This is a genomic window from Micromonospora sp. NPDC023869 (genome assembly GCF_055559695.1).
Genome location: NZ_JBVHKD010000019.1, coordinates 43,287 through 66,529, shown reverse-complemented (window position 1 = coordinate 66,529; position 23,243 = coordinate 43,287). Strand labels below are relative to the sequence as shown.

The window sequence follows — 23,243 nt, the reverse complement described above, 5'->3', positions numbered from 1 at the left end:
GCCCGCGCCGCCGTGCCTCTGCTACCCGGCGAGCCGCCGCGGGGACGACCGCCAGCAGCCTCAACGACAGGGAGTCCGCCTCCGATGTACGCGATCGTCAAGACCGGCGGCAAGCAGTACAAGGTCGCCGAAGGCGACGTGATCGAGGTCGAGAAGCTCGCCGGTGCCCCCGGCGACGCGGTGAAGCTCGCCGCGGTGCTCCTCGTCGACGGTGACGACCTGGTGACCGATGCGGCCAAGCTCGCCGAGGTCGAGGTGTCCGGCGAGATCGCCGCGCACACCAAGGGCCCGAAGATCCGGATCCACAAGTTCAAGAACAAGACCGGCTACCACAAGCGCCAGGGTCACCGCCAGCCGCTGACCCAGGTCAAGGTGACCGGCATCTCCAGCGGGAAGTAGGTCGTCCTCAGATGGCTCACAAAAAGGGTGCGTCCAGCTCGCGTAACGGCCGTGACTCCGCGGCCCAGCGGCTCGGCGTGAAGCGCTTCGGTGGTCAGGTCGTCAGCGCGGGCGAGATCATCGTCCGGCAGCGTGGCACCAAGTTCCACCCCGGTGACCTGGTCGGCCGTGGTGGCGACGACACGCTGTTCGCGCTGTCCGCCGGTGCGGTCCAGTTCGGCACCAAGCGCGGTCGCAAGACCGTCAGCATCGTGCCGCAGCAGTAGCTTCGAGGCGAAGCGGGCCGTGGACCTGATGTCCCGGCCCGCTTCGTCATTTCTCACGCGGGGTCGCGCCCCGCTGGAAGGATTGCGGCGTGACGACGTTCGTTGACCGGGTCGTCCTGCACCTGCAGGCCGGCGACGGCGGGCACGGCTGTGTGTCGATCCACCGGGAGAAGTTCAAGCCGTTCGGTGGCCCCGACGGCGGCAACGGCGGCCACGGCGGCAGTGTGTCGCTGGTGGTCGACCCGCAGGTGCACACGCTGCTCGACTTCCACTTCCGCCCGCACGTCAAAGCGCCCAACGGTCGCGGCGGTGCGGGCTCCAACCGGGACGGCGCCAACGGCGGCGACCTGGTGCTCACCGTGCCGGACGGCACGGTCGTGCAGACCGCCGACGGCACCGTGCTGGCCGACATGGTCGGCGCCGGCACCACCTTCGAGGTGGCCCGGGGCGGGCGGGGTGGCCGGGGCAACGCCTCGCTGGCCAACGCCCGCCGGAAGGCACCCGGATTCGCCGAGTTGGGCGAGCCGGGTGAGCAACTGGACGTGGTGCTGGAGCTCAAGAGCGTCGCCGACGTCGGCCTGGTGGGCTTCCCGTCGGCCGGGAAGTCGTCGCTGATCTCGGTGATCTCGGCCGCCAAGCCGAAGATCGCCGACTACCCGTTCACCACGCTGGTGCCGAACCTGGGCGTGGTGCGGGTCGACAACCACACCTTCACCGTCGCCGACGTGCCCGGTCTGATCCCGGGCGCGGCCACCGGCAAGGGCCTGGGGCTGGAGTTCCTGCGGCACGTCGAGCGGTGTGCCGTGCTGGTGCACGTGATCGACACCGCGACGTTGGAGCCGGGTCGGGACCCGTTGGCCGACATCGACACCATCGAGGCGGAGTTGGCCGAGTACGGCGGTCTGGCCGACCGGCCGCGCATGGTGGCCCTGAACAAGGTCGACGTGCCCGACGGCCGGGACCTCGCCGAGATCGTCCGGCCCGACCTGGAGGCGCGCGGCCTGCGGATCTTCGAGGTGTCGGCGGCGACCCGGGAAGGTCTCAAGGAGTTCACCTACGCGATGGCCGAGCTGGTGGAGCAGGCGCGGGCCGCCGTGCCGCCGGCCGAGCCGACCCGGATCGTGATCCGCCCCCGGGCGGTCGACGACGCCGGGTTCACCGTCGAGGTGCAGGACGACGGCTCCTACACGGTGCTCGGTGGCCGCCCGGAGCGGTGGGTACGCCAGACGAACTTCGACAACGACGAGGCGGTCGGCTACCTCGCCGACCGGCTGGCCCGGCTCGGTGTGGAGGAGAAGCTGGCGAAGGCCGGTGCCCAGCCGGGCGACCTGGTACGCATCGCGGACCGGGAGTTCGACTGGCGGCCGACCCTCTATGCCGGGGCCGACTACGTGCCGGGTTCCCGGGGCCGCGACGAGCGGCTGGAGGAGAAGACGAACCGGGCCAGCGCGGCGGAGCGGTTGGCGGCCCGCAAGGCCCGCCGGCAGCGGCCGGCGGACGAGGTGGAGGCGGCGCCGACGCCGGACGACGCCGAATAGCACGCTGCTCGGCGAAACGGGTACAACTGCCAGAAACCTTGGCGAAAACCCCACGGCTTAGCGTGGCGGGATGCTGATCCAGTCCCGCCCCGCCACCGACCCGGAGGTCGCCACCCTCGTCGCCGCGTGGCGGCGCGAACTCGGTGCGACCGGCGGTCCGCGTGACGACGGGGGACACCTGGTGGCCGTGCTGCACGGGCGGGCGGTGGCCTGCGGCGGCGTCCACGACCTCGGCGACGGCCTCGGTGAGCTGTCGGGACTGTACGTGCGGCCCGCGTACCGGCGGCAGGGCATCGCCCGGCACCTGCTGGTCGCCTTGGAGGAGGTGGCCTTCCGGCAGGGCTGCGCGGTGCTGCGGGTGGCCGTCGGCGCGTACGGGCCGGTGGCCGGGGCGCTTTACCGGTCCTGCGGGTACGCGCCGGTCGGCGCGTACCTGGCCAAGCGGTTGCCGGTCGCCGCCTGAGCGGTCCCGCCGCCGGACCGCGTGGTCGTGCCCGGGTCAGGGGCGGTCGAGCGGGTCGTCCAGCCGTCCGCCGGTGCCCGCGCGGTTCGACAGCAGCAGACCGAGGACCAGCATCCCCAGGGCAAGGCCCAGGTGCAGCCAGTTGTCCGCGCCGTTGACCGGGATGAAGTTGGCACCCGCCCGGTCGACGACCACCAGGCCGTAGATCCAGAGCACCAGGTACACCGCGCCGCCGCCGATCAGGAACAGACGTGCCCCGGCCACGCTGCGGGCCAGCGCCAGACCGGCCACCCCGAAGGCGAGGTGGACCAGGTTGTGCAGGACCGAGACCTGGAACACGCCGAGTAGCTTCGCCTCGGAGTGGTGGCCGGCGAAGGACAACTCGCCGTAGTTCGTGGTGATGCCGGGAACGAACCCGAGCACCCCGATCAGGAGGAAGACCACCGCCAGGACCAGGGCGGCGAGCTGGGCGCGGGTTCTGCGCCGGGTCGGCTTCTCCAGCGACCTGTGCGCCATCGTCGTCACCTCCGTGAGCCCGCGACCGTCGCGGGGTGGTTCCCCGGCTCCGACGATCTCGCATGTGCGCCGCCGTCGGGGGCGACTCCGGAGAAATGACGACTCTGGTGGGGCCCTGCGCACCGTGTGCCCCGGTCCGGCACGGCGGGACGAACCCGCCGACCGGGGCGACCGGCGGTGGGCTCAGTCCAGGTCGAACTCGCCGTCCTGGGCGCCCGCGACGAAGGCGTCCCACTCGGCCTGCGTGAACACCAGCACCGGACCGTCCGGCTCGGCGGAGTTGCGCATACCGATGAGGTCGTCGACGAAGGCGACCTCCACCGCCGCCTCCGAGGTGTCGCCCTCGGCCCGCTGCCAGACCGCCCGGGAGAGGTCGAAGTCACCCTTGGGGTGCGCTGTCATTGCGTCAGTCCTCCAGTACAGGGAAATGGGGAAGCTCGTTCGATGCCTCATCGGGCAGGATAAGCGGATGCCGAGCCTGAGCCGTGCAGAGTCGACCGCGCGTGGCGCGTCGATCTCCGTCGTTTCCTACCACGTGGACCTCGACCTCACCGGTGGCGACGAGCGGTTCCGCTCGCTGGTCACGATCCGGTTCCGGGCCACCGACGGGGAGACCTTCGCCGAGGTGAAGCCCGCGAGCCTGCTGGCGGTACGCCTCAACGACCGTGATCTCGATCCGGCCGCGTTGGACGACAACCGGCTCGTCCTGACCGGGCTGGCCGAAGAGAACACGCTGACCGTCGAGGCGGAGATGGCGTACACGAACACCGGTGAGGGGCTGCACCGGTTCGTCGACCCGGCCGACGGCGAGACCTACCTGTACGCGATGTCCTTCCTGGACGACGTGCAACGCATCTTCGCCGCCTTCGACCAGCCCGACCTGAAGGCGCCGGTCACGCTCACGGTCACCGCACCGGAGCACTGGACGGTCGCGGCCAACGGCGCGCTGGCCGCCAACCCGGCCCCCGGGCGCTGGGAGTTCGTCCCCACCCTGCCCATCGCCACGTACTTCTTCACGCTGATCGCCGGCCCCTGGCACGTCCGACGGGACAGCCACGACGGCATCCCGCTCGGGGTGTACTGCCGCCGGTCGCTGGCCGAGCACCTCGACGCCGACGCCGACGAGATCTTCACCATCACGAAGCAGTGCCTGGACCGGTTCCACCAGCTCTTCGCCGAGCGGTACCCGTTCGGCAAGTACGACCAGGCGTTCGTGCCGGAGTTCAACGCCGGGGCGATGGAGAACCCGGGCCTGGTGACCTTCCGCGACGACTACGTGTTCCGCTCGGCGGTCACCGACTCCGAGCGCGAGCTGCGCGCCACCACGATCGCCCACGAGATGGCGCACATGTGGTTCGGCGATCTCGTCACCATGCGTTGGTGGGACGACCTGTGGCTGAACGAGTCGTTCGCCGAGTACCTGGGCACCCGGGTCACCGCCGAAGCGACCCGGTTCGACCAGGCGTGGACGACGTTCGCGCTGCAACGCAAGGCCTGGGGGTACGCCGCCGACCAGCGCCCCTCCACCCACCCCGTCGCCCCCGAGCGGGTGGCCGACGCCGCCGAGGGGCTGCTCAACTTCGACGGCATCTCGTACGCCAAGGGCGCCAGCGTGCTGCGGCAACTGGTCGCCTGGCTCGGTGACGAGGCGTTCCTGGCCGGTCTGAACGACCACTTCGCCCGGCACCGGTTCGGCAACGCCACCCTGGCCGACCTGCTCGACAGCCTGAGTGCCGCCAGCGGCCGGGACCTCACCGACTGGGCGCAGTCGTGGCTGCGTACCGCGCAGGTGAACACGCTGCGCTCCGAGGTGCGGCTGGACGCCGACGGCCGGTACGCCGAGGCGGCCGTGGTGCAGACCGCCCCGCCGTCGCACCCGGTGCTGCGCCCGCACCGCATCGGCGTCGGCCGGTACGCCGTCGACGGCACCACCGAGCGGCAGGAGATCGACCTCGACCCGAAGTCCGACGACGGGCGTACGCCGCTCACCGGGTTGGTCGGTGCACCGGCGGCGGCGGTCCTGCTGCCCAACGACGGCGACCTGACGTTCGCCAAGATCCGCCTGGACCCGGCCTCGGCCGACGCCGTGTCGCTGCTGCTGCCCAGGCTGGCCGACCCGCTGGCCCGGGCGTTGCTCTGGGGCGAGGCGCTGGACGCCGCCACCGACGGGGAACGGCCGGTGCAGGCGGTGGTCGACCTGATCGGGGCGGCGCTGCCCACCGAGACCGAGGTGATCATCGCTGAGGACGTGCTGGCGCTGAGCCGGTCGCTGGTCGACCGCTATCTCGACCCGGCGGCCCGGCGGGCGGCCCTGGACCGGATCGCCGCCGCCTGCCGCCGGTTGCTCGACGGTGCCGCGCCGGGGGAGTCGTTGCAGTTGGCCGCCGCGCGGGGTCTGATCGCCGTGACCACCGACGCCGACCTGCTGGGTGGCTGGCTCGCCGGTCGGGGCGTACCGGCCGGGCTGGCCGTCGACACCGAGCTGCGCTGGTCCGTCCTGGCCCGGCTGGTGGTGCTGGGCGCCGCCGGTGCGCCCGAGATCGCCGCCGAGACGGCCGCCGACCCGAGCGCCGCCGGTGCGGAGCGGGCCGCCACCTGTCGCGCCGCCCTGCCCGACCCGGCCGCCAAGCAGGCCGCGTGGGAGATCATCGTGTCGAACACCGAGCTGTCCAACCGGCTGGTCGAGGCGACGGCCGCCGGTTTCTGGCGTCCCGAGCAGGCGGAACTGACCGCCGACTACGTGACCCGGTACTTCGACGACATGCCGGCCGCCGCGCGGCTGCGTACCCCCTGGGTGGCCGACGGGGTGGCCAAGCTGGCGTTCCCCCGGTACGCGGTGGCGCGATCGACCCGGGAGGCGGCCGCGGCCCTGCTGGCCCGCGACGACCTCACGCCGGGGCTGCGCCGGGTGGTCACCGACGCCGACGACGACCTGCGGCGGGCGCTCCTGGCGCGAACGGCGGTGGCGGCGATGACCGCCTGACCTGGTGTCGTCGGGTCGGTGCCGTGGGTCACGGCCCGGCCCGGCGTGAACCGGATTCGGCATAGGATCATGGTGTGCGGGAAGACATCCGGCGGGTCGGGATCATGGGCGGCACGTTCGACCCGATCCATCACGGCCACCTCGTCGCGGCGAGCGAGGTGGCGGACCGGTTCGGGCTGGACGAGGTGGTGTTCGTGCCCACCGGGCGGCCCTGGCAGAAGGCGGACGTCCCGGTCAGCCCGGCCGAGGACCGCTACCTGATGACGGTGATCGCGACCGCGTCGAACCCCCGCTTCCAGGTCAGTCGGGTCGACATCGACCGGGGCGGTCCCACCTACACCGTCGACACGCTGCGTGACCTGCGCGCCGAGTACGGCCCGAAGGCGCAACTGTTCTTCATCACCGGCGCGGACGCGCTGGAACGCATCCTGAGCTGGAAGGACCTGGACGAGATCTTCGAGCTGGCCCACTTCATCGGGGTGACCCGGCCGGGCTTCGAACTCACCGACGCCCACGTGCCCGCCGACACGGTCAGCCTGGTGCAGGTGCCGGCGATGGCCATCTCGTCGACCGACTGTCGGGCGCGGGTCTCCCGGGGCGTACCGGTCTGGTATCTGGTGCCGGACGGTGTGGTGCAATACATCGCGAAACGGCGGCTCTACCAGGGTGATTAGCCTGTTTCATCCCGATTACTGCGTGAAACCGCCAAGTCGGGAATCCGCCGGGTGTGAGAGGCTTGAGAGCATCGCACGGGTGATCGAGGGAGAACGGTGACAGTTTCGGAACGCGCTCACGAGCTGGCGATGGCCGCCGCCCAGGCCGCGGCCGACAAGAAGGCTCAGGACATCGTCATCATCGACGTGGGCGACCAGCTCGCCATCACCGACGCGTTCCTGATCGCCGCGGCCCCGAACGAGCGTCAGGTGCTCGCCATCGTCGACGCCATCGAGGAAGCCCTGCTCGACCTGCCCGAGAAGGCCAAGCCGGTGCGGCGCGAGGGCGAGCGCGGTGGCCGGTGGGTGCTGCTCGACTACGTCGACATCGTGGTCCACGTGCAGCACACCGAGGAGCGCGAGTTCTACGCCCTCGACCGGCTCTGGAAGGACTGCCCCACCATCCCGTTCGTCGACCGGGACCTGGCCAGCGCCGAGGCCGCCAGCGGATCCGGCGAGTGACCCGGCTGGTCGTCTGGCGGCACGGCAACACCGACTGGAACGCCGCCGGCCGGGTGCAGGGGCAGACCGACGTACCCCTCAACGACCTCGGCCGCGAGCAGGCGCGCCAGGCCGCGCCGCTGCTGGCCGCGCTGCGACCGGACGCCATCGTCGCCAGCGACCTCAGCCGCGCGGCGGACACCGCCGGTGCGCTGTCCGCGCTCACGGGGGTGCCGGTACGCTCCGACGCCCGACTGCGCGAACGCCACTTCGGACGCTGGCAGGGTCTCCTGCTCACCGAGGCGTCGGCACAGTTTCCGTCGGAGTTCACCCGCTGGCGGGCCGGTGACCCCGACCCGGGCGCGGAGATCGAGCCGCTGAGCGAGTTGGGCAAGCGGATGGGCACCGCCCTACAAGAGCTCGCCGACGAACTCGCCGGTCGCACCGTTGTCGTGGCCACCCACGGCGGTGCCGCCCGGCAGGGCTGCGGTCAGTTGCTCGGCTGGGAGCCCAGCGTGCTGCGCGCCGTCGGCTCGCTGCGCAACTGCCACTGGACCGAGCTGCGGCACGACGCCGACCGTGGGTGGCAGATGCGGACGCACAACGTCGGCCCGGTCGACGTGCCGCCGGTCACACCCGCCGGCACCGCATCCGCCCGTCCGGGCTCCGCCGAAGCGGTCTGACGCCGCACCCCACCGATCGGCTACCGTGCCGGGCATGCCCGTCGCGGTCGTGACCGACTCCACCGCCTACCTGCCGCCCGAGCTGGTGCCCGCGCACCAGCTCACCGTGGTGCCGCTGACCGTGGTGCTCAACGGCGTCGAGGGACTGGAAGGGGTCCAGACCTCCCCGGCGGACGCCACCCGTGCGCTGAGCGCCCGGCGGGTCTCGGTGAGTACGTCTCGTCCCTCCCCGGAACAGTTCGTCCGGACGTACCGTCGGCTGCTGGACGCCGGTGCGGACGGCGTCGTGTCGGTGCACCTGTCGGCGGGACTCTCCGGCACCGTGGAGGCCGCCGACCTGGCCGCCGCAGAGTTCGGTGACCGGGTGACGGTGGTCGACAGCCTCTCCTGCGGCATGGGCCTCGGCTTCCCGGTGATCGCCGCCGCCCGGGCCGCCCACCGCGGAGCCGACCTGGCCGCCGTACGCGCCGAGGCCGTCGCCGCGATCGACCGCACCACCATCTACTTCTACGTCGACACGCTGGAGTTCCTGCGCCGGGGCGGCCGGATCAACGCGGCCGAGGCGCTGCTCGGCACGGCGCTCTCGGTCAAGCCGATCCTCTACATGCCGGACGGCGTCATCGTGCTCTGCGACAAGGTACGTACGGCCAGCCGTGGCCTGGCCCGCCTGGTGGACCTGGCCGTCGAGGCGGCCGGTGACGCGGAGATCGACCTGGCTGTACACCACTCGGCCGCACCCCAGCGCGCCGAGACACTGCTGAGCGCGCTCACGGCCCGGCTGGGCGGGCGCCTGCACGACACGTACGTCTCCGAGGCCGGTGCCGCCGTCGCCGCCCACGCCGGCCCCGGCCTCGCCTGCGTCGTCACCCACCGCCACCCCTAGGCTGCTCGCCCCCCGTCCGGCTGGTCTCGCTGCCGCTCGGCTGGGCCCGCTGCCGCCCGGCTCGGCTCGGCTCGGCTCGGCTCGGCTCGGCTCGGCGATCATGGAGTGGTGGTCGGCGGCTCGTGGGTGTTTGACCTGTTATGGCGATGCCGCAACTCCATGATCGACGGGGTGGGTGCGGGGGTGCGGGAAGATGGGCGGGGGTGGGAGGAGGGGCGGATGTCCTGTGTGGTGACCGGTGGTGGGCGCGGGGTCGGGCGGGGGATCGTGGAGCGGCTGCTCGCTGCGGGTGAGGCGGTCGTGATCGTCGAGCGTGATGGCGACGCTATGTCCTGGGTGGAGCATCATGCGGCGAACGGGCGGCTGACGGCGGTGGTCGGTGACGCGGCCGACGAGGGCGTCGCCGGGCGCGCCGCCGACCTGGCCGAGCGAGCTGGGCCGCTCACCGGCTGGGTGAACAACGCGGCGGTGTTCCGGGACGCGTCGGTGCACGACGCCCCGGTCGGCGAGGTGGTCGACCTGATCACCCGCAACCTGCGCCCTGCCGTGGTCGGCTCGGCCACCGCGGTACGCCGATTCCTGGCCGCCGGCACCGACGGCGCGATCGTGAACGTCTCCTCCCACCAGGCCGCTCGACCGGTGGCCGGCTGCCTGCCGTACGCCACCGCGAAAGCCGCCATCGAAGGGCTGACCCGTGCGCTCGCGGTCGAGTACGGCCCGCGTGGCATCCGGGCGAACACGGTCGCCCTCGGCTCGGTGAGCACCGAGCGACACGAGGCGTTCCTGGCGGCGCAGACGCCGGAGCAGGCGGGCCGGGTCGAGGCGGAACTACACCGCCTGCACCCGGTGGGCCGGATCGGCCGCCCGCAGGACGTCGCCGAGGTGGTGGCGTTCCTGCTCTCCCCGGCGGCCGGCTTCGTCACCGGCGTCACCCTGCCGGTCGACGGCGGACGCGCGGCCCTCGGTCTCGATCCGGAATCCCGCTGACCCGGGCCGGTCACGGCAGCGCCCGCCTTACCAGCACCGCCCTGGTGCCGGTCGCTCTCCACCGATGAACCATGCACGTCCTCCCGGTCGCAAGATCGTGCTCGATCCGGGGATCGAGTGGTGTCCGAGCGCGACGATGACCACTCGATCCGGGATCGAGCGTGACCAACGCCGAAGGGCCCTCGGGCGCGGCTGGGGGCTTTTTCGCGTGCTCGATGAGGGGCCGGCATCGTCGCGCTGATCGGCCGGTTCGTGCGGTGGATCAGTCGACCGATCGAGGTGGATGGCAGGACCGTGCGGAAGCAGCCTCGGTCGGCGGGTCCGGCCATAGCACGAACGATGCGTGATCAGGGCGTTGTCCACAGGCGACCGGTTATCCACAGCCGGGGCGATTGACGGCGGCACGCGTCGGGCTCGCCGTCCTAGCCTCGCGCCGTGCCCAATGACGACGAGGAGACGGTGGTCCGGGACCGCCTGTGGCGGCTGATGCCCGGCACGGGAGCGGGCGATGCCCACATGCCTGGCGGCCGGACTGCCCCGGCAGTGGCAGACACCGGCCCGACGCCCTCGCGTGTCACCGGCCCGAATCCGCACAACCTCTCACCGGCGTCGTCGCTGCGGCGTACCCCGATGGAGTGGCCGACCGTTGCGCTGCCCGTGCACGCCACCACAGGCGCCGAGTTCTCGTCGAACATCGGGACCCACGCCACCGGTCCGCCGACCTCGTCGACACCTACCGCCACCGTGGTCGCCGATCCGTATCCTGCGTCGGAGCGAACCGGCCGGTCCAGCGCTGAGGATCAGGCGGACGTCGACGCGACGCCTGCGCTGTCCCGGCTGCCGGGTCCCGGGGCGTTCGACCCCGGACGGCGCGGGGTCCGGGTGCTCGCCGTCGTCGCCGTCCTGGTCGTGGTCGTCGCCGCCGTCTGGGCGTGGCGGTCCCGTCCGCAGGTCGAGCCGGTCGTCGCCGTCACCGGTCCCAGCGGTGCCGCCGACGTCGAAGACCCGTCCGGCCCGGCCGATCGCGAGTCGATGAGCGACCCGTCGGCCGTACCCGCCGGTGAGGTGGTCGTCGCCGTGGCGGGCAAGGTGCGTCGGCCGGGTCTGGTGCGGCTCCCGGCCGGGGCGCGGGTGGCCGACGCCGTCGAGGCAGCCGGCGGGGCGCTGCCCGGGGTGGACGTGGCGATGCTGAATCCGGCCCGCAAGGTGACCGACGGCGAGTTGATCGTGGTAGGCGTACCAGCGCCCACGCCCGCCGCCCCGGCCCCCGGTGCCGCCGTGCCCGGTGCCGAACCCGGCGGACGGGTGAACCTGAACACCGCGACCCTCGCGCAACTCGACGCGCTGCCCGGCGTGGGACCGGTGCTCGCGCAGCGGATCATCGAGCACCGCGACCAACGTGGCGGCTTCCGTGCCGTCAGCGACCTGCGCCAGGTCAACGGCATCGGCGACGCCCGGTACGAGGAGCTGAAGGATCTGGTGACGGTGTGACGGCCGACGCGAAGGTCCCCGATCTGCGGCTGGCCGGACTGGCCGTGGCGGCCTGGCTCACCGCCCTGGCCGGCCTGCACCTCACCGCTGCGCGGACACTGCTGGCGGCCGTGGTGGCGGCGGCGGTGGCCGTGCTGGTCGCGGTGCACCTGCTCGGATTCGTCGGGCGGCAGGGTGCGGTCGCCCGTCGCTTCGGCTGGATCACGGTGGCGGTGTTGATCGGGATCGTCTGCGGCGGCGCGGCGACCTCGGCCCGACTGGCGGTGCGGGACGCCGGCCCAATGCGCGCCCTGGTCGAGGATGGCGGGCACGTCACCGCGGAGTTGGTCGTCCGGGACGATCCCCGGGCGCTACGCGGTGGCATCGTCGGCCGCCCGCCGACGCTGCTGGTGCCGGCCCGGCTGGTGACCGTCACCGGGCCGGCGGGGCAACGGGTCACCGCGCCGGCCCGGATGCTGGTGCTCGCCGACGACCCCGCCTGGCGCGGACTGCTGCCGGGGCAGCGCATCACCGCCGAGGGCCGCCTGACCGAGCCGCGCGGCGGTGACCTGACCGGCGCGGTGCTGCTGGCCGAGGGGGAACCCGTCCGGCTCGGGTCGGCATCGGTGCTGCAACGGGCCGCCGGGCTGCTGCGGGCCGGTCTGCAACGCGCCTGCGCGCCGCTGCCCGACGACCCGGGCGGCCTGCTGCCCGGTCTGGTCGTCGGCGACACCAGCGAACTGCCCGACACGGTGGAGGAGGACTTCCGGGCCACCGGCATGACACATCTCAACGCGGTCTCCGGTTCCAACGTCGCGATCGTGGTGGGGGCGGTGCTGTTGGCGGCCCGCTGGGCCCGGGTCGGGCCGACGTTGGCCGTCGTGCTCTGCGGGCTCGCCCTGGTGGGCTTCGTCATCCTGGTCCGGCCCTCGCCGAGCGTGGTGCGTGCGGCGACCATGGGCGCGATCGGACTCGCCGCGCTGGCCACCGGCCGGCCCCGGGCGGCGGTGCCGGCCCTGGCCGCCGGGATCGCGGTGCTGGTGCTCGTCGACCCGGACCTGGCCGGGGACGCCGGGTTCGCGCTGTCGGTCCTGGCCACCGGTGGTCTGCTGCTGCTCGCGCCACGGTGGCGCGACGGGTTGCGCCGACGGGGCGTACCGGCGGGGGCGGCCGAGGCGCTGGCGGTGCCGGCCGCCGCGCAGTTGGCCTGCTCCCCGGTGATCGCCGGTCTGTCGGGCACGGTCAGTCTGGTCGCGGTCCCGGCGAACCTGCTGGTCGTGCCCGCGATCGCCCCGGCCACGGTGCTCGGGGTGCTGGCGGCGACGATCTCGCCGGTCTGGCCCGCCGGTGCCCAGGCCGTCGCCTGGCTGGCGCACTGGCCGGCGTGGTGGCTGGTGCTGGTGGCCCGGCACGGGGCCCGCGTCCCGGCCGGCAACCTGCCCTGGCCGGGTGGGGTGTCCGGAGCGCTGTTGCTGGCGGCGCTGACCGTGGCCCTGCTGGTGGCGGCGCGGTGGCCGGTGGTGCGTCGCCTGGTGGCGGTGCTCACCACCGCCGTCGTGGTCGGCACCCTGCCGGTGCGGGTGGCGGCACCCGGCTGGCCGCCGAAGGGATGGGTGGTCGTCGCGTGCGCGGTCGGTCAGGGCGACGTCGTGCTGCTGCCGGTGGCGCCGGGGCGCGCCGTCGTGGTCGACGCCGGTCCCGATCCGGCGGCGGCGGACGCCTGTCTGCGACGGCTCGGCGTACGGCGGGTGCCGCTCCTGGTGGTGAGCCACTTCCACGTGGACCACACCGGGGGAGTGGCCGGGGTCTTCCGGGACCGTCGGGTGGACACGGTGGTCACACCCCGGTGGCCGGAGCCGGCGATCGGGCGGGACCTGGTGCACGACACGGCCGCTGTGCACGGCACGCCTGTGGTGGCCGCCCCGGCCGGGTGGCGGTATGCGGCGGGCGCGGTCGACCTGGTGGTCCTCGGTCCGCCCTATCCGATGCGGGGGACCAGGTCCGACCCGAACAACAACTCCCTGGTGCTGCGGGCCACCGTGGCCGGGGTGCGGATCCTGCTCGCCGGGGACGCGGAGACCGAGGAGCAGCAGGCGCTGCGGGAACACCTGCCGCCGTACGGGCTGCGGGCCGACGTGTTGAAGGTCGCCCACCACGGCAGCGCGTACCAGGATCCGGCCTTTCTGGACGCGATCGCACCGGCGGTCGCGTTGGTGCCGGTGGGCGCGGGCAACACCTACGGACATCCCAACGAGGCTGTGCTGGCCCGGTTGAGCCGGGGTGGGGCGCGGGTGCTGCGGACCGACCTCGACGGGGACGTGGCCGTGGTGGTCGGGCCGTCCGGGCTGGCCGTCGTGTCGGGGGGAGTGGACCTGACCAGGGCAAACCGATGAGCGGATCCGACTTATGGAGAAAGGAGGCTAATTGTATATATGTCTGGATTTGCGCTGAGTGCGGGGTCTGCCAGCACAGTACCGACGAGCAGACTGGACCTCGCCGCAGAGCGTGCGAGTATGGGCGGCGTGACCGCCGCCAATGCCGCTCCCATTGTGCTCGTCCTCGGCGACGAGGAGCTGCTCGCCACGCGTGCGGTGGCCGAAACCGTCGCCGCCGCCCGCGCCGCCGACCCGGGTGCGGACGTGCGTGAGTACCAGGCGGGGCAGCTCGCCGTGGGCGAGATCGACGAGATGCTGAGCCCTTCACTGTTCGGCGGACGACGGGTGCTGGTGCTGCGGTCCGGTCAGGACGCCCGCAAGGACCTGACCGCCGCCCTGCTGGCCTACGCGAAGAATCCCGACCCCGAGGTGCAGCTCGTCGTCCAGCATCTCGGCGCGGCCAAGGGCAAGGCGTTCGCCGACGGGTTGAAGGCAGCCGGTGCGCAGGTGCTGCCGGCCACCAAGCTCAAGGGACACCGCGATCGGGTGGCCTTCGTGCGGGACGAGTTCCGCCGGGCCGGTGGGCGCTGCACCGACGACGCGGCCGAGGCGCTGATCGCGGCGGTCGGCAACGACCTCCGGGAACTCGCGGCAGCCTGCTCGCAGCTCATCGCCGACACCGATGGCCGGATAGGTGCCGACACGGTCTCGCGCTACTACCGGGGTCGGGTCGAGGTGAGCGGCTTCACCGTCGCCGACGCCACCATGGTCGGTGACCTGCCCGCCGCCCTGGAGGCGTTGCGCTGGGCGCTGCACGTCGGGGTGGACCCGGTGCCGATCGCCGACGCCCTCGCCGACGGGATCCGCACCGTGGCCCGGGTCGCCTCGGCCGGTCGGGGCAGCCCGTACCAGCTCGCCAGCAGCCTGGGCATGCCGCCGTGGAAGGTCGAACGGGCCCAGCGACAGGCGCGGGGCTGGACGCCGGACGCCCTGGTCGAGGCCATGCGGGCGGCGGCCGAGTGCAACGCGGCGGTGAAGGGTGGCTCCGACGACCGGGCGTACGCGCTGGAGAAGGCGGTCTTCTCGGTGGCCGCCGCGCGGCAGCAGGGCGGCGCCAGATGAGCGGAGCCCTCCGTGGCTCCTGGGCCACGATCCCGGCCGACGAGGAGCGGTATCGGCCGCTCTATGCCCGGGTGCTCGGGCTGCGTGTCGTCAACCCGGGTGGAGTGCTCTGTTTCCTCTTCTTCGAGGGCGCGATCGCGTTGGCCGCCCTGCTCGTGCTCGCCGAGCTGGTGAAGTGGTGGGCGGTGCTGGTGCTGCCGGCGGCGGTGGCCGTCATGGTCAAGCTCAACGACCTGGTGGCGGCCGTGGTGGTCCGCTCCGCGGCCGCCGTGCCCGAGCAGGAACGCGACCGGTTCCGCAAGCAGATGGAACCCGTGGTCGGGCGGGCCCGGGTCGACTGGCTGCCGCACACCGTGCCCGGCGTCGTGCTCCGGTCGGAGCCGCTGCCCACCGTGGACCCGTCGTCACCGACGCGTCCGCCCGCCCCGCCCGCACCCACTCTGCGGCCGGCCCGGCCGGACGTCACGGGCACGACGCCCGCCGGTAGTGGCTCGACCGGATCGGCGAAGGCCGGATCAGCGAAGGCCGGTTCGGACGCCATGTCACCGCGCCCACCGGCTCCGGAGACGTCCAAGGCTCCCGGACGTCGCCGCCGTACCTGCGAACCCGGTTCCTGATCCAGCACCGCCCGACGGGTCCCGAAGACCCGGCCGACGCAGAAGTCGGGCAAGGGCGGCTGAGGCTGTGCGCCGGGCCGGGATGCAAGATCGGTTGCGCCCGAGCCGGGCGGGGGACGTGCGGAAGCCCCGAGGCAGTGCCCCGGGGCTTCCGTCAGGTCTCAGGTCGCTGTCTCAGGCAGCGAGCGACGTGACGCGCTTGGCGATCGCCGACTTGCGGTTGGCGGCCTGGTTGGCGTGGATCACGCCCTTGCTGGCGGCCTTGTCCAGCTTGCGCGAGGCGTCCTGCATGAGGGTGGTGGCCTTCTCGACGTCACCGGCCTCAGCGGCCTCGTGGAACTTGCGGATGGCGGTCTTCAGCGACGACTTGACCGACTTGTTACGCAGCCGGCGCTTCTCGTTCTGCCGGTTGCGCTTGATCTGGGACTTGATGTTCGCCACGCGACAGCCTCGTCTTGATAGCTCGGGTTGGTCAGCTTGTGCGCGCGACGACGAGCATGCGTCATCGCTGCGCGAAAAGCCAGGTTACCAGGTCGGTCGGCACGGGCCAAAACAGCCCTCGTGGGCAGGTGCCGCGCCACCGGGCGTGGTCAGGACCAACCCCGCCGACGGGCCAGCCAACCGAGCGCCTGTTCGCCGGTCCACCGCTGGTGCGTCGGTAGGTGGGTCGACGCGGTCGGGGGTGCCGACGCGGCGGCGGTGAGGTGGTAGCCGGCCAGGGCGGCCAGGGTCACGTCGAGCGCGTCGTCGGGTGCGTCGGCGACGGTCGGGTGGGCGGCGAAGAGGGCGTCGGCGTCGAGGCCGGAGGCGTACCCGGTGATCAGCAGGTTGGCCAGGTCGAACCAGGCCGGGCCGTGGCAGAGCCAGGTCCAGTCGCAGAACCAGGCCGTGCCCGCCACGTCGATCAGGACGTTGTCCGCCCGCAGGTCACCGTGGGTCAGTCCGGTCGTGGCGGCGGCGTACCCGGGGAGCCGGGACTCCAGCGCGGCCAGGTCGGCGATCCGGCCGCGCAGCGGTTCGGGCAGCGGTGGTACGGGTTCCCGGCCGGCGGCGACCTCGCCCCACCAGAGGATGTCGTCGCGGGCGAGGTCGGCGAGCCGGGGCAGCCCGAGGGCGACCAGGTCGGGCGGCGGTTCGGCGAGCGCGGCGGCGACATCGGCGTACCCGGCGAGGGTGCCGGCCAGTTCGGCCGGGTCCCAGGGCAACCGGGGGAGGCGGCCGTGGATCGGTTCCAGGCAGAGCGCGTACCAGTCGGCCTCGAACAGCGTCCAGCGCAGGCGCGGGGCGGGGAGACCGGCGGGCAGGCGGGCGAGGATGGCCGCCTCGCGGGCGTACCAGTCGACCAGGTGCGGCTGCTCGGCGCGGGACGCGGCCTTGACGAAGGCGGTGTCGCCGTCGCCGGTGCGCAGCACCGCGGCGAAGCCCCGGGTGAAACCGGCACCGGCGGTCTCGGCGGCGACGACCGGGGCGCCGAGCCGGTCCGACAGCGCGGCGCGGACCGCCCCCGGCAGGGTGTGCCAGGGCGGGCGTTGGGCGGTCGCGTGGTACGGCACGGGCGGCGGGGCCGGGTTGCTCACCCGACCATGCTGCCCGGTGCGGCGTCGCCGCCGTGCGCCGCGCGCCGGACTCGTCGGGTGCCGCCGCCGTCCGACCTCTCTGTCAGACTGCCGGGTCATGAGGACCGAGGACTTCTGGCAGCTGATCGACCGGGCCCGCGCCGGTGGCGGAGAGCCGGACGCCATCGCCGCCCGCGCCGTCGCGCTGCTCGCCGCCCGTGACCCGGAGGAGATCGTCGGGTACGCGGAACACCAGCGGCGGGTGCTCGCCGCCTCCTACCGGGTCGACCTGTGGGGCGCCGCGTACATGATCAACTACGGTGCCTCGGACGACGGCTTCGAGTACTTCCGGGGCTGGCTGATGACGCGGGGCCGGGAGGTCTTCGCCCGCGCGGTCGCAGACCCGGACTCGCTGGCCGAGTTGCCGGAGGTCCGGGCGGCCTCGCTCAGCGGCGAGGAGTTCGAGTGCGAGGACATGCTCGCCGTCCCGTGGGACGCGTACCGCAAGGCGACCGCGTCCGATATGCCGGTGGTGCGTGAGGCGGCGCGGACGCCGGACCTGAACGACTTCTGGGACTTCGACAACTCCGACGAGGCCCAGCGGCGGCTGCCCCGGCTGGCCGCCCTCTTCGTCGAGCCGCCGCCGGAGTGAGTCCGGGTTCGCCCGCGCGGCGGTCGTCCGCCGGGGACGTGGGAGCATAGAGGGGGCCGGCGGTGCCGGCCCGCTCACGTCAGCCGACCAGAACGGACCGCTGTGCCACCGACGCTCGATCCCGGCGCGAACGCTCCTGGTGCCACCGACCCGGGGCGGATCAGGAACTTCTGCATCATCGCCCACATCGACCACGGAAAGTCGACCCTGGCCGACCGGATGTTGCAGCTCACCGGTGTGGTCGACCCGCGGCAGATGCGCGCGCAGTACCTCGACCGGATGGACATCGAGCGCGAACGCGGCATCACCATCAAGAGCCAGGCCGTGCGCATGCCGTGGACCATCCGCGAGGGCGAGCGGATCGGTGAGCAGGCCGTGCTCAACATGATCGACACCCCGGGCCACGTGGACTTCACCTACGAGGTGTCCCGCTCGCTGGCCGCCTGCGAGGGCGCCGTCCTGCTGGTCGACGCCGCGCAGGGGATCGAGGCGCAGACGCTGGCCAACCTGTATCTGGCGCTTGAGAACGACCTGCACATCATCCCGGTGCTCAACAAGATCGACCTGCCCGCCGCGCAGCCGGAGAAGTACGCCGAGGAGTTGGCGCACCTGATCGGTGGCGACCCGGCGGACTGCATCAAGGTCTCCGGCAAGACCGGTGAGGGTGTGCCGCACCTGCTCGACGAGATCGTCCGGCAGTTCGTCCCGCCGGTCGGCGACGCCGACGCCCCGGCCCGCGCGATGATCTTCGACTCGGTGTACGACGTGTACCGGGGCGTGGTCACCTACGTCCGGGTGGTGGACGGGCGGATCAGCGCCCGGGACCGGATCAAGATGATGTCCACCGGTGCCGTCCACGAGCTGCTGGAGATCGGCGTCATCTCGCCGGAGATGGTGAAGTCCGAGGCGCTCGGGGTCGGCGAGGTCGGCTACCTGATCACCGGTGTGAAGGACGTCCGGCAGTCCCGGGTCGGCGACACGGTCACCATCAACGGTCGGCCGGCGGACGAGGCGCTCGGCGGGTACAAGGACCCGAAGCCGATGGTCTACTCCGGCCTGTACCCGATCGACGGGTCGGACTACCCGGCGCTGCGGGACGCGCTGGACAAGCTCAAGCTCAACGACGCCGCGCTGACCTACGAGCCGGAGACCTCCGGCGCGCTGGGCTTCGGGTTCCGCTGCGGCTTCCTCGGCCTGCTGCACCTGGAGATCATCGGGGAGCGGTTGGAGCGGGAGTTCAACCTGGACCTGATCTCGACCGCGCCGAACGTGGTCTACCGGGCCATCCAGGAGGACGGCGTGGAGATCATTGTCACCAACCCGAGCGAGTACCCGACCGGCAAGATCGCCGAGGTGTACGAGCCGACGGTGCGGGCCAGCGTGCTGACCCCGAACGACTACGTCGGTGCGGTGATGGAGCTGTGTCAGGGCCGCCGGGGCAGCCTGCTCGGCATGGAGTACCTCTCCGCCGACCGGGTGGAGCTGCGCTACACGCTGCCGCTGGCCGAGATCATCTTCGACTTCTTCGACCAGCTCAAGAGCCGCACCAAGGGCTACGCCTCGTTGGACTACGAGCCCACCGACGAGCAGGCGTCCGACCTGGTGAAGGTCGACATCCTGTTGCACGGCGAGCCGGTGGACGCGTTCAGCGCGATCGTGCACAAGGACAAGGCGTACGCGTACGGGACCACGATCGCCGCGAAGCTGCGCAACCTGATCCCGCGCCAGCAGTTCGAGGTGCCGATCCAGGCCGCCATCGGCAGCCGGGTGATCGCCCGGGAGACCATCCGGGCGATCCGCAAGGACGTGCTCGCCAAGTGCTACGGCGGTGACATCAGCCGTAAGCGCAAGCTGCTGGAGAAGCAGAAGGAGGGCAAGAAGCGGATGAAGATGGTGGGCCGGGTCGAGGTCCCCCAGGAAGCCTTCATCGCGGCGCTCTCCTCCGACTCCGGCGACGGCAAGCAGGCGGGCAAGAAGTAGTCGCCAGCCGGGTGCCGGGCCGGTGGGCCCGGCACCCGGCTGCGACGTGCGCGAATGGTGGCGGCATCGACCGGCGACATGGCCGGGATGCCATCCGTGGTGCTCCGATCGGTTTGGGAATTCGGCGTCGAGGGAACTGACTCGCCCGACAGGAAAACCCCGCCGAATGACATCTTCTGCTGAGGAGGGCCACCATGGAGCTCACCGTCTGGGGCATCATCACCGCACTGTTCGTGGGTCTGATCATCGGCGCGCTGGGCCGCCTCGTGGTCCCGGGCCGGCAGGACATGCCGATCTGGCTGCACATGGTCATCGGTGTCGGCGCCGCGCTGCTGGGTACCGTTCTCGCCCGGGCCGCGGGCATCGCCACGGTGACCGCCGGCATCGACTGGGCCGAGCTGCTGGTGCAGGTCGCGCTGGCTGCGATCGCCGTGGCGCTGGTCGCGGGCGTGGGCAGCCGTCGCCGTGGTGTGACCCACCGGTAAACACCCCCATACGCCTTCGCGGGCGCCCGGCCGTCTGGCCGGGCGCCCGCTGGCGTCTGTCGGCGGCACCCCGACTCCCGGAGGTAAGGAAGGGTCCCTTCCTATACACGAGGCGTTAGCAGGGGACCCTTCCTTGCCCCGGCACCCGCGCCTACTGTGGTCGGGCCCCGGGTCCGCGCCGGATCTCGTCCGGCGGATCGCCCTTCCCGAGCTGCGTGAACCGCACTTCTGGGTGATCTCGTGCCGTCTGGGCGCAGAAATTCGGTTTGGGGTTCGATGGGGTCGGGAAATAGCTCTGTCGACGACAGAAAAACCACGAAAACCGTGGGAAGTCTTTTGTAAAGGAGAACGACCATGGAGCTCACCGTCTGGGGCATCATCACCGCGCTGATCGTCGGTCTGATCATCGGCGCGCTGGGACGCCTGGTGGTGCCGGGCCGGCAGCCGATGCCGATCTGGCTGCACATGGTGATCGGTGTCGGCGCTGCCCTGCTCGGCACGGTCATCGCCCGCGCTTCGGGCTTCGCCGAGACCGCCGGCATCGACTGGCGGGAGCTCATGCTCCAGGTGCTGCTGGCGGCCGTCGCGGTGGCGCTGGTCTCCGGGGTGGGCCGCAGCCGCCGGGGTGTCACCCGGTAACAGCTGAGTCTCGAAAGGCGCCCGACCGTCGAGGTCGGGCGCCTTTCGTTGTCGTACGCCCCGGTTTGCCAGTCGCGTACCCCCTCCTCGCCACTCCGTCCTGCGATACCGTCGGGCCCGCCCACTGTCGTAAAGGAATCCTTCGTACTAGGGTGCGACGGAGAAGGTTAATGCCAGGCGGGAGGGGAGTCGCGTGAACAGGTGGAAACGGCTGGTCCCGGTCACCGCCGTGGTGGCCACGACCGCGATGGTGCTGGCCGGCTGCGGTGGCTCCGGTGACGACGCGGCAGACACCAGCAGACTGACGGTCTGGATGATGGGCGAGGGCAGCGAGGCGCAGACCGCGTTCCTCGACGCCGTGGAGACCGAGTTCCGCACCAAGCACCCGGACACCGACGTGGTCGTGCAGTACGTCCCCTGGCTGGAGGCGCCCAAGAAGTTCCAGGCCGCGCTCGCCGGTGGCGAAGGCCCCGACATCACCGAGCTGGGCAACACCGAGACGCAGGGCTGGGCGGCGCAGGAGGCCCTCGCCGACGTGACCGACCGGATGAACGGCTGGGCCGAGGGCAAGGACATCCTGCCCGACCTGGTGCGCAACGCCCAGCTCGACGGACGGCAGTACGGCGTGCCGTGGTACGCCGGAGTCCGGGGCATCTACTACCGCACCGACTGGTTCGCCGAGGCCGGCGTGCAACCGCCGAAGACCTGGGACGAGCTGGTGGCGGCGGCCAAGGCGGTGCAGGCCGTCAAGCCCGGCACGTACGGCATCGCCCTGCCCGGCAACTCCGAGCTGCCGTTCTATTCGTTCCTGTGGGGCGCCGGCGGTGAGATCGCCACCCAGCAGGGCGACACCTGGACCTCCGGCCTGACCTCGCCGCAGGCGCAGCAGGCGGTGAAGTTCTGGACCGACCTGGTGACCGTGCACAAGGTCGCCCCGCCGGCTGCCGCCGGGTGGAACGAGATCGACGCGCGGACCCAGTTCGCCACCGGCAAGGCGGCGATGGCCTTCGCCGGGAGCTGGCAGCAGGGCGCGATCGCCAAGGACAACCCGGAGATCGAGAAGGTCTGGGGCACCTTCCCCATCCCGAGCCCGGACGGCCGGCCCGCACCCGCCTTCGCCGGTGGCTCCGACCTCGCCGTCTGGCAGGACAGTCAGCGTCAGGACCTCGCCTGGGACTACCTTGCCGTCCTGCTGAACAAGAAGAACGCCCAGGAGTTCGCGGACAGCCTCGGCTTCTTCCCGGTCTACTCCGACCTGGTGGGCGGCGACCGGTACGCGAATGACAAGATCATGGCGGCGTTCGCGACCACGATGCAGAACACCAAGCTCACGCCGCTCACCCCCAGGTGGGTCGAGGTCAGCCGGACCAAGACGGTGACCCAGGCGATGAACAGCTCGGTCATGAAGGGTCAGAAGACGGTCGAACAGGCCACCGCCGAAGCGGCCGCGGAGATGGAAAGCATCCTCAACGCCAAGTGACCACGCTGACCGAGACGCCGGAGGCCGCTGCCGCACGGGAGACCCCTGTGCGGCGGCGCCGCCGAGTGGACCGCCTGCCGTACCTGCTGTTGCTGCCCTGCCTGGTGATCATCGGCGTCCTGCTGCTCTGGCCGCTCGGTCAGGTGGTGGTGATGTCCTTCCACCGGCTGGACAACGTCCGCCAGTTGCGCGGCGACCGGGACTGGCCCTGGGTCGGGCTGGGCAACTACGCCCAGATCCTGGGCGATCCGTTCTTCTGGACCGTGCTGCGCAACACGGTGCTCTTCGCCGCGGCCAACGTGGCGCTGACGATGGTCCTCGGCACCCTGGTCGGGCTGCTGCTCAACCGGTTGGGCCGACGGATGGCGGCGTTCGTGGCCAGTTGCGTGATGCTCGCCTGGGCCACCCCCGCGCTGACCGGCACCATCGTCTGGAAATGGATCTTCAACGACACCAGCGGGCTGGTCACCTGGGCCTTCAACGCGCTGCCGGACGGGCTCTCGCAGGCGCTCTTCGGCCGCACCGACTGGACCGGGTACGGCTGGTTCAACTCCCCGCTGCTGTTCTTCGCGATCCTCACGCTGGTGGTGGTCTGGCACTCCTTCCCGTTCGTGGCGGTCAGCGTGCTGGCCGGGCTCAAGAGCGTGCCGAGCGAGCTGCACGAGGCGGCCCGGGTCGACGGTGCCGGGCCGTGGCGGGTGTTCTGGCAGGTCACCGTGCCGTTGCTGCGGCCGGTCTTCGGCATCCTGGTGGCGCTCTCCACGATCTGGGACTTCAAGGTCTTCACCCAGTACTACGTGCTCGCCGGGGGCACCCAGGACCGACCGACCTTCATGCTCTCCGTCTACTCGTACGCCGAGGCGTTCTCACCCCCGCCCAAGTACGGCCTCGGCGCGGCGGTCGCGGTGATTCTCACGCTGATCCTGCTGGTCGTCACCGGGGTGTACGTGCGGATGGTGCTCAAGCAGGAGGAGGAGGCGTGACGGCCGACACGG

At 72.0% G+C, this 23,243-nt stretch carries 23 protein-coding genes and 1 pseudogene; 20 read left to right on the top strand and 4 right to left on the bottom strand.

The window, feature by feature from the left end:
- Positions 1-84: 84 nt before the first annotated feature.
- From rplU to ACZ31C_RS31385, 4 genes are all read left to right on the top strand, one after another.
- The gene (gene rplU, locus ACZ31C_RS31400) at positions 85-399 is read left to right on the top strand and encodes a 50S ribosomal protein L21 (RefSeq protein ID WP_117229528.1); all 315 of its coding nucleotides are present in this window, start codon (positions 85-87) and stop codon (positions 397-399) included.
- 11 nt (positions 400-410) lie between these two features.
- Positions 411-665, top strand: coding sequence for a 50S ribosomal protein L27 (gene rpmA, locus ACZ31C_RS31395; protein ID WP_120678837.1), 255 nt, complete (start codon positions 411-413; stop codon positions 663-665).
- Between the two features lie 89 nt (positions 666-754).
- Positions 755-2,203 carry a GTPase ObgE gene (gene obgE, locus ACZ31C_RS31390; protein ID WP_465798358.1) on the top strand — a complete coding sequence of 483 codons (1,449 nt, stop codon included), beginning with the start codon at positions 755-757 and terminating at the stop codon, positions 2,201-2,203.
- Between the two features lie 70 nt (positions 2,204-2,273).
- Positions 2,274-2,666 (top strand): GNAT family N-acetyltransferase, encoded by a 393-nt coding sequence (locus ACZ31C_RS31385; protein ID WP_465798357.1) that lies wholly within the window; start codon positions 2,274-2,276, stop codon positions 2,664-2,666.
- A 36-nt stretch (positions 2,667-2,702) separates the two neighbouring features.
- On the opposite strand, the gene ACZ31C_RS31380 is transcribed toward ACZ31C_RS31385, so the two are convergent.
- The gene (locus tag ACZ31C_RS31380) at positions 2,703-3,182 is read right to left on the bottom strand and encodes a DUF4383 domain-containing protein (RefSeq protein ID WP_465798356.1); all 480 of its coding nucleotides are present in this window, start codon (positions 3,180-3,182) and stop codon (positions 2,703-2,705) included.
- 183 nt (positions 3,183-3,365) lie between these two features.
- Positions 3,366-3,584 (bottom strand): DUF397 domain-containing protein, encoded by a 219-nt coding sequence (locus tag ACZ31C_RS31375; protein ID WP_093407559.1) that lies wholly within the window; start codon positions 3,582-3,584, stop codon positions 3,366-3,368.
- A 67-nt stretch (positions 3,585-3,651) separates the two neighbouring features.
- Here ACZ31C_RS31375 and pepN point away from each other — a divergent pair, with 67 nt between their 5' ends.
- The 10 genes and pseudogenes from pepN to ACZ31C_RS31325 all read left to right on the top strand — a co-directional run.
- Entirely contained in the window at positions 3,652-6,165 is a 2,514-nt protein-coding gene (pepN, locus tag ACZ31C_RS31370; RefSeq protein WP_465798355.1) for an aminopeptidase N, read from the top strand.
- Positions 6,166-6,239: 74 nt separating this feature from the next.
- A complete protein-coding gene (gene nadD / locus ACZ31C_RS31365; protein ID WP_465798354.1) occupies positions 6,240-6,839 on the top strand; it encodes a nicotinate-nucleotide adenylyltransferase in 600 nt (199 codons plus the stop codon).
- 96 nt (positions 6,840-6,935) lie between these two features.
- Positions 6,936-7,340: a ribosome silencing factor gene (gene rsfS, locus ACZ31C_RS31360; protein ID WP_465798353.1), complete on the top strand. Its 405-nt coding sequence runs from the start codon at positions 6,936-6,938 to the stop codon at positions 7,338-7,340.
- Entirely contained in the window at positions 7,337-8,002 is a 666-nt protein-coding gene (locus ACZ31C_RS31355; RefSeq protein ID WP_465798352.1) for a histidine phosphatase family protein, read from the top strand. The genes rsfS and ACZ31C_RS31355 overlap by 4 nt, the downstream gene beginning before the upstream one ends.
- A gap of 34 nt (positions 8,003-8,036) precedes the next feature.
- Positions 8,037-8,885: a DegV family protein gene (locus ACZ31C_RS31350; protein ID WP_465798351.1), complete on the top strand. Its 849-nt coding sequence runs from the start codon at positions 8,037-8,039 to the stop codon at positions 8,883-8,885.
- Between the two features lie 219 nt (positions 8,886-9,104).
- Positions 9,105-9,872, top strand: coding sequence for an SDR family NAD(P)-dependent oxidoreductase (locus ACZ31C_RS31345; RefSeq protein WP_465798350.1), 768 nt, complete (start codon positions 9,105-9,107; stop codon positions 9,870-9,872).
- A 486-nt stretch (positions 9,873-10,358) separates the two neighbouring features.
- Positions 10,359-11,363: a ComEA family DNA-binding protein gene (locus ACZ31C_RS31340; RefSeq protein ID WP_465798376.1), complete on the top strand. Its 1,005-nt coding sequence runs from the start codon at positions 10,359-10,361 to the stop codon at positions 11,361-11,363.
- The gene (locus tag ACZ31C_RS31335; protein ID WP_465798349.1) at positions 11,360-13,735 is read left to right on the top strand and encodes a ComEC/Rec2 family competence protein; all 2,376 of its coding nucleotides are present in this window, start codon (positions 11,360-11,362) and stop codon (positions 13,733-13,735) included. The genes ACZ31C_RS31340 and ACZ31C_RS31335 overlap by 4 nt, the downstream gene beginning before the upstream one ends.
- A 120-nt stretch (positions 13,736-13,855) precedes the next feature.
- A complete protein-coding gene (holA, locus tag ACZ31C_RS31330) occupies positions 13,856-14,839 on the top strand; it encodes a DNA polymerase III subunit delta (protein WP_465798348.1) in 984 nt (327 codons plus the stop codon).
- Positions 14,836-15,270 (top strand): annotated as a pseudogene (locus tag ACZ31C_RS31325) (hypothetical protein); the annotation flags it as partial. The gene holA and the pseudogene ACZ31C_RS31325, both read left to right, overlap by 4 nt.
- Positions 15,271-15,630: 360 nt before the next feature.
- Here ACZ31C_RS31325 and rpsT read toward each other — a convergent pair.
- Entirely contained in the window at positions 15,631-15,897 is a 267-nt protein-coding gene (gene rpsT / locus ACZ31C_RS31320; RefSeq protein ID WP_117229515.1) for a 30S ribosomal protein S20, read from the bottom strand.
- Positions 15,898-16,046: 149 nt separating this feature from the next.
- Entirely contained in the window at positions 16,047-17,198 is a 1,152-nt protein-coding gene (locus ACZ31C_RS31315) for a phosphotransferase family protein (RefSeq protein ID WP_465798347.1), read from the bottom strand.
- Here ACZ31C_RS31315 and ACZ31C_RS31310 point away from each other — a divergent pair.
- The 6 genes from ACZ31C_RS31310 (at position 17,131) to ACZ31C_RS31285 (ending at position 23,231) form a co-directional block, all read left to right on the top strand.
- Positions 17,131-17,664 (top strand): DUF4240 domain-containing protein, encoded by a 534-nt coding sequence (locus tag ACZ31C_RS31310; protein ID WP_465798346.1) that lies wholly within the window; start codon positions 17,131-17,133, stop codon positions 17,662-17,664. The genes ACZ31C_RS31315 and ACZ31C_RS31310 overlap by 68 nt on opposite strands.
- Positions 17,665-17,766: 102 nt before the next feature.
- On the top strand, positions 17,767-19,644 hold the full coding sequence (gene lepA, locus ACZ31C_RS31305) for a translation elongation factor 4 (RefSeq protein ID WP_465798345.1): 1,878 nt from the start codon (positions 17,767-17,769) through the stop codon (positions 19,642-19,644).
- 194 nt (positions 19,645-19,838) lie between these two features.
- The gene (locus tag ACZ31C_RS31300; protein ID WP_396751098.1) at positions 19,839-20,129 is read left to right on the top strand and encodes a GlsB/YeaQ/YmgE family stress response membrane protein; all 291 of its coding nucleotides are present in this window, start codon (positions 19,839-19,841) and stop codon (positions 20,127-20,129) included.
- A 354-nt stretch (positions 20,130-20,483) separates the two neighbouring features.
- A complete protein-coding gene (locus tag ACZ31C_RS31295; protein WP_396698784.1) occupies positions 20,484-20,768 on the top strand; it encodes a GlsB/YeaQ/YmgE family stress response membrane protein in 285 nt (94 codons plus the stop codon).
- 193 nt (positions 20,769-20,961) lie between these two features.
- A complete protein-coding gene (locus tag ACZ31C_RS31290; protein WP_465798344.1) occupies positions 20,962-22,248 on the top strand; it encodes a sugar ABC transporter substrate-binding protein in 1,287 nt (428 codons plus the stop codon).
- Positions 22,245-23,231 carry a carbohydrate ABC transporter permease gene (locus ACZ31C_RS31285; protein WP_465798343.1) on the top strand — a complete coding sequence of 329 codons (987 nt, stop codon included), beginning with the start codon at positions 22,245-22,247 and terminating at the stop codon, positions 23,229-23,231. The genes ACZ31C_RS31290 and ACZ31C_RS31285 overlap by 4 nt, the downstream gene beginning before the upstream one ends.
- Positions 23,232-23,243 lie beyond the last annotated feature (12 nt).